7 protein-coding genes are annotated in these 7,755 nt (G+C 58.3%); 1 reads left to right on the top strand and 6 read right to left on the bottom strand.

Annotated elements, in window-relative coordinates; translation table 11 throughout:
• Positions 1 to 289: hypothetical protein (locus EJA71_RS26225; protein ID WP_158960859.1), on the top strand; the 289-nt coding region annotated here is incomplete at its 5' end.
• Positions 290 to 806: 517 nt separating this feature from the next.
• Here EJA71_RS26225 and EJA71_RS26220 read toward each other — a convergent pair.
• The 6 genes from EJA71_RS26220 to EJA71_RS26195 all read right to left on the bottom strand — a co-directional run bounded on the left by EJA71_RS26220 (position 807) and on the right by EJA71_RS26195 (position 7,635).
• The gene (locus tag EJA71_RS26220) at positions 807 to 1,523 is read right to left on the bottom strand and encodes an ABC transporter ATP-binding protein (RefSeq protein WP_158960855.1); all 717 of its coding nucleotides are present in this window, start codon (positions 1,521 to 1,523) and stop codon (positions 807 to 809) included.
• The gene (locus tag EJA71_RS26215) at positions 1,520 to 2,392 is read right to left on the bottom strand and encodes an ABC transporter ATP-binding protein (protein ID WP_016771916.1); all 873 of its coding nucleotides are present in this window, start codon (positions 2,390 to 2,392) and stop codon (positions 1,520 to 1,522) included. The genes EJA71_RS26220 and EJA71_RS26215 overlap by 4 nt, the downstream gene beginning before the upstream one ends.
• Entirely contained in the window at positions 2,389 to 3,690 is a 1,302-nt protein-coding gene (gene livM / locus EJA71_RS26210) for a high-affinity branched-chain amino acid ABC transporter permease LivM (RefSeq protein ID WP_158960853.1), read from the bottom strand. Before livM ends, EJA71_RS26215 begins: the two co-directional genes overlap by 4 nt.
• Before the next feature lie 3 nt (positions 3,691 to 3,693).
• The gene (locus EJA71_RS26205; protein ID WP_008078282.1) at positions 3,694 to 4,608 is read right to left on the bottom strand and encodes a branched-chain amino acid ABC transporter permease; all 915 of its coding nucleotides are present in this window, start codon (positions 4,606 to 4,608) and stop codon (positions 3,694 to 3,696) included.
• A 241-nt stretch (positions 4,609 to 4,849) separates the two neighbouring features.
• Complete coding sequence (locus EJA71_RS26200; RefSeq protein WP_008078283.1) at positions 4,850 to 5,983, bottom strand: ABC transporter substrate-binding protein; 1,134 nt, start codon at positions 5,981 to 5,983, stop codon at positions 4,850 to 4,852.
• A gap of 368 nt (positions 5,984 to 6,351) precedes the next feature.
• Positions 6,352 to 7,635, bottom strand: coding sequence for an FAD-binding oxidoreductase (locus EJA71_RS26195; RefSeq protein ID WP_158960851.1), 1,284 nt, complete (start codon positions 7,633 to 7,635; stop codon positions 6,352 to 6,354).
• Positions 7,636 to 7,755: the final 120 nt, after the last annotated feature.

The raw sequence follows: 7,755 nt of genomic DNA, 5'->3' as shown, positions 1-7,755 counted from the left end.
GCGATCTTTTGATCTTGAAAAACAACATCAAAAGATCGCAGCCTTCGGCAGCTCCTACATAATCGAACAAAAAATGACCAACCTTCGCAACGCTATACAGGGCAATGCCTGTAGCCATGTGCACGCATGTTATCCACAGTCCCTTCCACAGTTTCCGGGGGCAAGTCGAAACACGCAAAGCCACGCCACACAAGGCTTTGCGGCGGAAATAGAAAGTTTTTTGCTTGACCCTGAAGTAGCGTATGTGCGGGAGATGGCATTTTGCACGATTGCCCGGCCAGCACAGTGATTGCGCGAGGCCAGTCATTACGGCCCTTAGCGGAGTCTTTCCAGAGTTTAATCACAGACTTATCCACAGGATTGCTCACCGCACAATTCCTCGCTGGACGCCTCTATAAAAAGGTTGACAACGACGACTTCAAGCTCCGTAAAATCGCCTGATCAAAAAACAATCACACCCTCGCAAGCCACGTTATACGTGGCTTGCAGCCAGATACACCCACGTTATTCACAGCCAGCTCCACAGCAAACGGGGACAAGTCAAAACTGTGGAAAAACAGCCGTTTGCAGCGTCTATATGTCGCGCTTTGGCAGGTTGGGGAATTTGTTTTCCACAATTCTGGTTTCTGGCGCAGATCAACTGTAGGAGTGAGCCTGCTCGCGATAGCGGTGTATCAGCCACCGATGATGGCGAATGGGAAACCGCGATCGCGAGCAGGCTCACTCCTACAGGGGTTTACGGTGATCTGAGAGATAAAAAAACCCCGACATTATCGTGTCGGGGTTTGTGGACAACTTATGAAGTACTAGTGCCCGCCCAAATAGGCGTTGCGCACCTCCTCGTTCACCAGCAACTCCTTACCGGTGCCCGTCAGGCGAATCTCGCCGTTGACCATCACATACGCCCGATCCGACAGTTTCAGCGCATGGTTGGCATTTTGCTCGACGAGGAAAATCGTCATCCCGGTTTTCGCCAGTTCCCGCAGGGTCGCGAAGATCTGCTTCACCACAATCGGCGCCAATCCGAGGCTCGGCTCATCGAGCAGCAACAACTTCGGTCGACTCATCAACGCACGAGCAATCGCGAGCATTTGCTGCTCACCACCGGACATGGTCATCGCCCGCTGCGTGCGCCGCTCTTCCAGGCGTGGGAACAGCGTGAACATGCGCTGCATGTCCTCCTTGGCGTACTTGTCGCCAATCGGGATGGTGCCCATCAGCAGGTTTTCCTCGACGGTCATGTCAGGGAACACCCGCCGCCCTTCCGGCGACTGCGCGATGCCATTGGAGGCGATGTAGTGCGAGGACTTTTGGGTGATGTCGACGCCCTGATAGAGAATCTGCCCGCCCGCCGCCCGTGGCTGGCCGAAGATCGACATCAGCAACGTCGATTTGCCCGCACCGTTGGAGCCGATCAGGCTGACGGTTTCCCCCTCGTTGATCTGCAGCGAAACCCCTTTGAGCGCCTGGATCGGTCCGTAGAACACGTCGAGGTCTTTGAGTTCGAGGATCGGTTGCGTCATACCAGCTCCTCTTCGTCGGCGCCCAGGTAGGCGGCAATCACTTTTGGGTCGTTGCGGATCGCTTCAGGCCCGCCTTCGGCGATGACGATGCCGTGGTCCAGCACCACGATGTGGTCGGAAATACTCATAACCATGCCCATGTCATGTTCGATCAGCACCACGGTCAGATCGTGCTCGTCGCGCAGCAGCCGGATCATCGCGCTCAGCGCTTCGGTTTCCTGAGGGTTGAGGCCGGCGGCCGGTTCGTCGAGGCAGATGATCTGCGGCCGCGTGCACATGGCCCGGGCAATCTCCAGACGCCGCTGCTGCCCGTAGGACAGTTCACCGGCGAGACGGTTGGCGCAGTCGACCAGATCGACCACTTCCAGCCAATAGAACGCGACGTCCAGCGCGTCGCTTTCAGCCTTGCGGTAGCCCTTGGTATTGAGGATGCCGGCGAGCATGTTGCGGTTGACCCACATGTGCTGCGCCACCAGCAGGTTTTCCAGCACCGACATTTCCTTGAACAGGCGAATGTTCTGAAAGGTTCGCGCCAGGCCAGCACGGTTCACCAGATGCGTGCCACCGAACATCTTGTAGTACATGCGGCTGAGGAAGGATTTCGGCGAGACGAAGTCGGTCGGCTTGAACGATTCGCCCAGCAACTGGATGACGTTGGTTTGCTGACCACGCACGTTCAGCTCGATCTTGCCGCCGGTGGCTTTGTAGAACCCGGTCAGGCAGTTGAACACCGTGGTCTTGCCGGCGCCATTGGGGCCGATCAAGGCGAAGATCGAGTTGCGTTTGACCTTCAGGCTGACATCGCTCAGCGCCTTGATACCACCGAAATGCATCATCAGTTTTTCAACAGAGAGTACGACTTCACTCATGGCGCAGTCCTCTCATAGTGAATGGCACCTTTGCGTGGAGTGACCCCGGTACGGCTGATGCGGATCAGCCCACGTGGTCGCCAGATCATCATCAACACCATCAGGATGCCGAACAGCAGCACGCGGTATTCAGCGAAGCCACGCAGCAGTTCCGGGGCCACGGTCAGCACGAAGGCTGCGATCACCACGCCAATGGTCGAACCCATGCCGCCGAGTACGACGATGGCCAGAATCAGCGCCGATTCGAAGAAGGTGAACGAGGTCGGGTTGACGAAGCCTTGGTAGGTTGCGAAGAACACCCCGGCGAGACCTGCGGTCGATGCACCGATGGTGAACGCCGAGAGCTTGACCAGCACGTGGTTGAGGCCCATCGAGCGGCAGGCGATTTCATCTTCACGCAGGGCTTCCCATGCGCGACCGACCGGCATCTTCACCAGACGATGCTTGATGTACAGCACGGCCAATACCACGAGGAACAACACCGCGTAGATGAAGTAATACTTCACGTCCGGGTTGTAGGCGATGCCGAAGAACTCGTGGAACGGCACCCCGCCATCCTTCGCTCGTTTGCCGAACTCCAGACCGAAGAATGTTGGCAGCGGTGCCGGCATGCCGTTCGGGCCGCCGGTCAGGGACAACCAGTTGTTGAGGATCAGGCGAATGATTTCACCGAAGCCCAGGGTCACGATCGCCAGATAGTCGCCATGCAGGCGCAACACCGGGAAACCGAGGATGCAACCGGCAAGTCCCGCGGTGATCGCCGCCAGTGGCAGCACCGTCCAGAAACCCAGACCGAGATACTGATAACCCAGCGCCAGACCGTAGGCACCGATGGCGTAGAACGCCACGTAACCGAGGTCGAGCAGGCCAGCCAGACCGACCACGATGTTCAGCCCCAGTCCGAGCAACACGTAGATCAACCCGAGGATGACCACGCCCAGCAGATAGGAGTTGGAAACAAACGGAACGATGATGGCCAGCACAATCAGCAGCGGGATGATCCAGCGCAGGCGGGTTTTGTGATCGGCGGGCAGCACATGCACGCCGGAACCGGTGCTTTCGAATCCATCGAGAATTTTCAGGCCCTTGGGCGTTTGCAGGAACAGGCTGATGGCAAAGCGGCCGATCATGACAATGCCGATCAGCCACGCCACCCGGGTCGGCTCAAGGTTGAAGCTGTAACCCTCAAGAACGACGCCGACAATCGGCCCGAATACGATCAGGGCAATCAGGCCGGCCAGAATCGCCTCAACCAGGCTTTTTTTGATATCGATGGTTTTTTTAGTGGTTGAAGACATCGCTTACACCTTCGACACAAGAGGACGGCCCAACAGGCCCTGCGGCCGGAAGACCAGAACAAGTACGAGCAGCGAGAAGCTGAACACGTCTTTGTAGTCGGAGTTGACCAGACCGGAGAACAGCGATTCGGAGATGCCGAGAATGATCCCGCCCAGCATCGCGCCCGGCAGCGAGCCGATCCCGCCGAGTACCGCGGCAGTGAACGCTTTGATGCCGATGACGAAGCCGGCGTAGAAGTCGAACGTGCCGTAGTTCATGGTGATCAGCACGCCAGCCAATGCCGCCATCGCTGCACCGATGATGAACACGTAAGAGATCACGCGATCGGTGTTGATCCCCAGAATCGAGGCCATCTTGCGGTCTTGCTGAGTGGCGCGGCACATGCGGCCGAGCTTGGTGTACTTGATCACGTAGGTCAGCAGACCCATGCCGACAAATGCGGCCACCAGAATGAAGATCTTGGTGTAGGTGAGCTGAACGAAACCGGTGCCGATGTCGACGCGCCAGGCGCCGGTGAGCAGCGTTGGAACACCTTGTTGGCGGGCGCCTTGGCTGATCTGGGCGTAGTTTTGCAGGATCAGGGAAATACCGATGGCGCTGATCAGCGGGGCCAGTCGGGTGGAGTTGCGCAGGGGTTTGTAAGCGACTCGCTCAATGACCCAGCCATACACCGCCGTGACGACGATGGTGAAGATCAGAGTGCCGAGCATCAGCAGCGGGAAAGATTCGATACCGAAGTAAGCCAGCAGAGCCAGACTGATTGCCGCCAGGTAAGCGGAAATCATGTAAACCTCGCCGTGGGCGAAGTTGATCATGCCGATGATGCCGTAGACCATTGTGTAGCCGATGGCGATCAGGCCATAGACCGACCCGAGGGTCAGACCGTTGACCAGTTGCTGCAGGAAAATACCATCCATAACGCAATCTCACGCAGTGAGAACCTGCCCACCTGTGGGTGGGCGGCTCTTCTAGGGAAAATACAGATCTACGTCGGAGCAATGTCAGAGCGCGATTAACCAGTCACCACCGCCCCTGTAGGAGTGAGCCTGCTCGCGATAGCGGTGGAACATTCAACACATGTGTTGCCTGTCAGTCCGTCATCGCGAGCAGGCTCACTCCTACATGGGATCGGTGGGGATCAACTGATCGCGTCAGCCCTTACTTCTGTTTTTCCAGCTGGTGATATTTGCCAGTTGCGTCCCACTGGTACACCACGTAGTCGGAGACTTTCAGGTCGCCCTTCTTGTCCCAGGCCTTCTCGCCCATAACGGTTTTCACCGGGTTGGCTTTCAGCCATTCGGCGGCTTTCTCGCCGCTATTGGATTTGGCGCCGTTGAACGCTGCAGCCAGGGTTTGCACCGAAGCGTAGGCGTACAGGGTGTAGCCTTCTGGCTCGGTGCCGGCCTTGCGGAAGGCATCCACGACAGTTTTACTTTCCGGCAGCATGCGCGGGTCGGCGCCGAAGGTCATCAGCACGCCATCGACGTATTGCGGGCCGCCAGCGGTGGTCACCAGTTCGTCGGTCACGATGCCATCGTCAGACATGAACTTCACGTCTTTCAGGCCTTCGGTACGCAGTTGCTTGACCAGTGGACCGGCTTCCGGGTGCAGGCCGCCGAAGTAGACGACGTCGGCACCGGCTGCGCGGATCTTGGTGACCACGGCGCTGAAGTCTTTCTCGCCACGGGTCAGGCCTTCGTACAGCACCGGTTTCACGCCACGCTTCTCAAGCTGTGCCTTGGTGGCATCTGCCAGGCCCTGGCCGTAGGTATCCTTGTCGTGCAGCACGGCAACTTTCTTGCCTTTGAGCACGTCGACGATATAGTCGCCGGCAACGATGCCCTGCTGGTCGTCACGTCCGCACATACGGAACATGGCGCTGAGGCCACGTTCGGTCACTTGCGGGTTGGTAGAGCCCGGGGTGATCGCGATCACGCCGGCTTCGTCATAGATTTCCGACGCTGGAATAGTCGAAGAAGAGCAGAAGTGACCGACTACGCCAGCGACTTTCTGGTTGACCAGGTCCTTGGCGACCGTCACGGCCTGCTTCGGTTCGCAGGCGTCATCGCCCTTGACCAGTACGATTTTTTCCCCGTTGACGCCGCCTGCCGCGTTGACCGCGTCAGCCGCTGCCTGTGCACCCTTCATGTACTGCTCGCCAAATGCCGCGTTGGCGCCCGTCATTGGACCCGCTACACCGATTTTGATGTCAGCCTGAGCAAACGCAGAAACACCCAACGCAGTAGCCACTGCGAGGGCCAGAAAGCCTTTCTTGTAAAACGTCTGGGACATGAGGTGGTGCTCCAAGGTTTTTTTTAGTTGGCACTGCGACTTCACTTCACTGAAAGCTCAGAGCAAGGCCCGTGCCATCGGTTTTTTATTCTTCAAAAAGTCGCTGCTTTCTTGTTATTTCGACTGTTTCGTTCCCATTTTCATTGGGCGTGCAACCGTCTAAACCGCGGAAGGTGAAACCATTTATTTTTTCAGGCGCAACCCGCCTGCGCCATCATTGCAACCGCGGCACCAAACGACGTGCAACCAGCCTGTAACAGCCCGCGTCACCGAACTGCACACTGCTGGTGCGGGACTGCTACAACCCGCACCATTACAGGCTAGTCGCTGCATCGAAAAGCGCCGCTTCCGGCAACATATTTCAACACTCAAATCACAATGCGCAGGCACTGGCCCGCGTGATACAGCGAGAACCCGGCCTCGTACAGGCAACTGCGCAAGCCCACGCCGGCCAAGGGCTGCATCGGTGCAAAAGGAATCGGCAGGGCTTGAGGATCGCCGTTACACAAATAATCCGCGAAGGCTTTGCCGACCACCGTACCGGTGGTAACCCCCCGGCCGTTGTAGCCCGTGACGGCCACCAGTCCCGGCGCCGGTTCGAACAGGCGCATGAGGTGATCAGGGGTAAACGCAATGCGCCCGGTCCAGGTGCATTCCCATTCAACCGGTTTCAACTTGGGGAAGTAATGTTGCTGCACGCGGTCGGCCCAGGCTTTGAGGAACCAGGTCGGTTTCTGATTACCGTTGCCCAGGCTACCGAGCAATAACCGCCCTTCTTTGTCGCGGCGAATGCTGCTCAGGACTTGCCGCGTATCCCAGGAACCCTGCCCGCCCGGGAGGATTTCCTGCGCGGCGTCTTCGGTCAGCGGAGCCGAGGCGACCTGATAGTAATAACCGGGGAAGAAATTGCGTTTGAGTTCGGTCCAGTCGCCTTCGGTGTAGGCGTTGGAAGCGATCACCACTTGTTCGGCGAGCACCGAGCCCTGCTCGGTTTGCACTGACCATTTCTCGCCCTGACGCTCGAGTCGGGTGACCGGGGAATGGTCGAACATCTGCCCGCCAAGGCCGATCACGGCATTCGCCAGCCCGGTGACGTAAGCCATCGGGTTGAGTGTTCCGGCGCGGCGATCGAGCAATGCGGCAGCAATTTTTTGTGTACCGGTGGCCTGTTCGCAGGCCTTGCCGGTCAACAGTTCGACCGGTGCGCCACGGCGCTTCCATTGTTGCTCACGACTGCGCAGATCCGCCTCGCCCTTGGCGTTGTGCGCCATGTGCAGGGTGCCTTCGCGGCGCAATTGGCAATCGATGTTGTACTTGTCCACAAGGCTGAACACCAACGCCGGCGCCGCGCCAAGCATGCGATTGAGTTGACTGCCGACGGCTTCACCGAAACCGGCTTCGATTTCGTCCGGCGGAATCCACATACCGGCGTTGACCAGCCCGACGTTGCGCCCGGAGCCACCATGCCCCGCGCGATGAGCTTCCAGCACGCAGACGCTTTTGCCTTTTTCCAACAGATGCAGCGCCGCCGACAACCCCGTAAACCCGGCACCGATCACGCAGACATCGACGTTGACTTCACCCTTGAGCGCGGTGTTATCCGGGCGTTGCGGCGTGAGTTTTTCCCACAGACATTCTTCGCGTAACGGCATTGCCAGACTCCACCAGAAACCTAACCAAATGCGCTTGTGGAGCCGCCAAAAGATCGCAGCCTTCGGCAGCTCCTACAAAACCGCAGCCTGGCGCCACCTATGTAGGAGCTGCCGAAGGCT

This window comes from Pseudomonas sp. PB106 (assembly GCF_009764645.1).
Classification (GTDB): domain Bacteria; phylum Pseudomonadota; class Gammaproteobacteria; order Pseudomonadales; family Pseudomonadaceae; genus Aquipseudomonas.
The sequence above is the reverse complement of the archived record's forward strand: the minus strand, read 5'-3'. Positions and strand labels throughout refer to the sequence as shown.

Coding starts and splice junctions, on each gene's coding strand:
- EJA71_RS26200 (WP_008078283.1), bottom strand. CDS start 5,983: ATGTCCCAGACGTTTTACAAGAAAGGCTTTCTGGCCCTCGCAGTGGCT.
- EJA71_RS26195 (WP_158960851.1), bottom strand. CDS start 7,635: ATGCCGTTACGCGAAGAATGTCTGTGGGAAAAACTCACGCCGCAACGC.
- livM (WP_158960853.1), bottom strand. CDS start 3,690: ATGTCTTCAACCACTAAAAAAACCATCGATATCAAAAAAAGCCTGGTT.
- EJA71_RS26215 (WP_016771916.1), bottom strand. CDS start 2,392: ATGAGTGAAGTCGTACTCTCTGTTGAAAAACTGATGATGCATTTCGGT.
- EJA71_RS26205 (WP_008078282.1), bottom strand. CDS start 4,608: ATGGATGGTATTTTCCTGCAGCAACTGGTCAACGGTCTGACCCTCGGG.
- EJA71_RS26220 (WP_158960855.1), bottom strand. CDS start 1,523: ATGACGCAACCGATCCTCGAACTCAAAGACCTCGACGTGTTCTACGGA.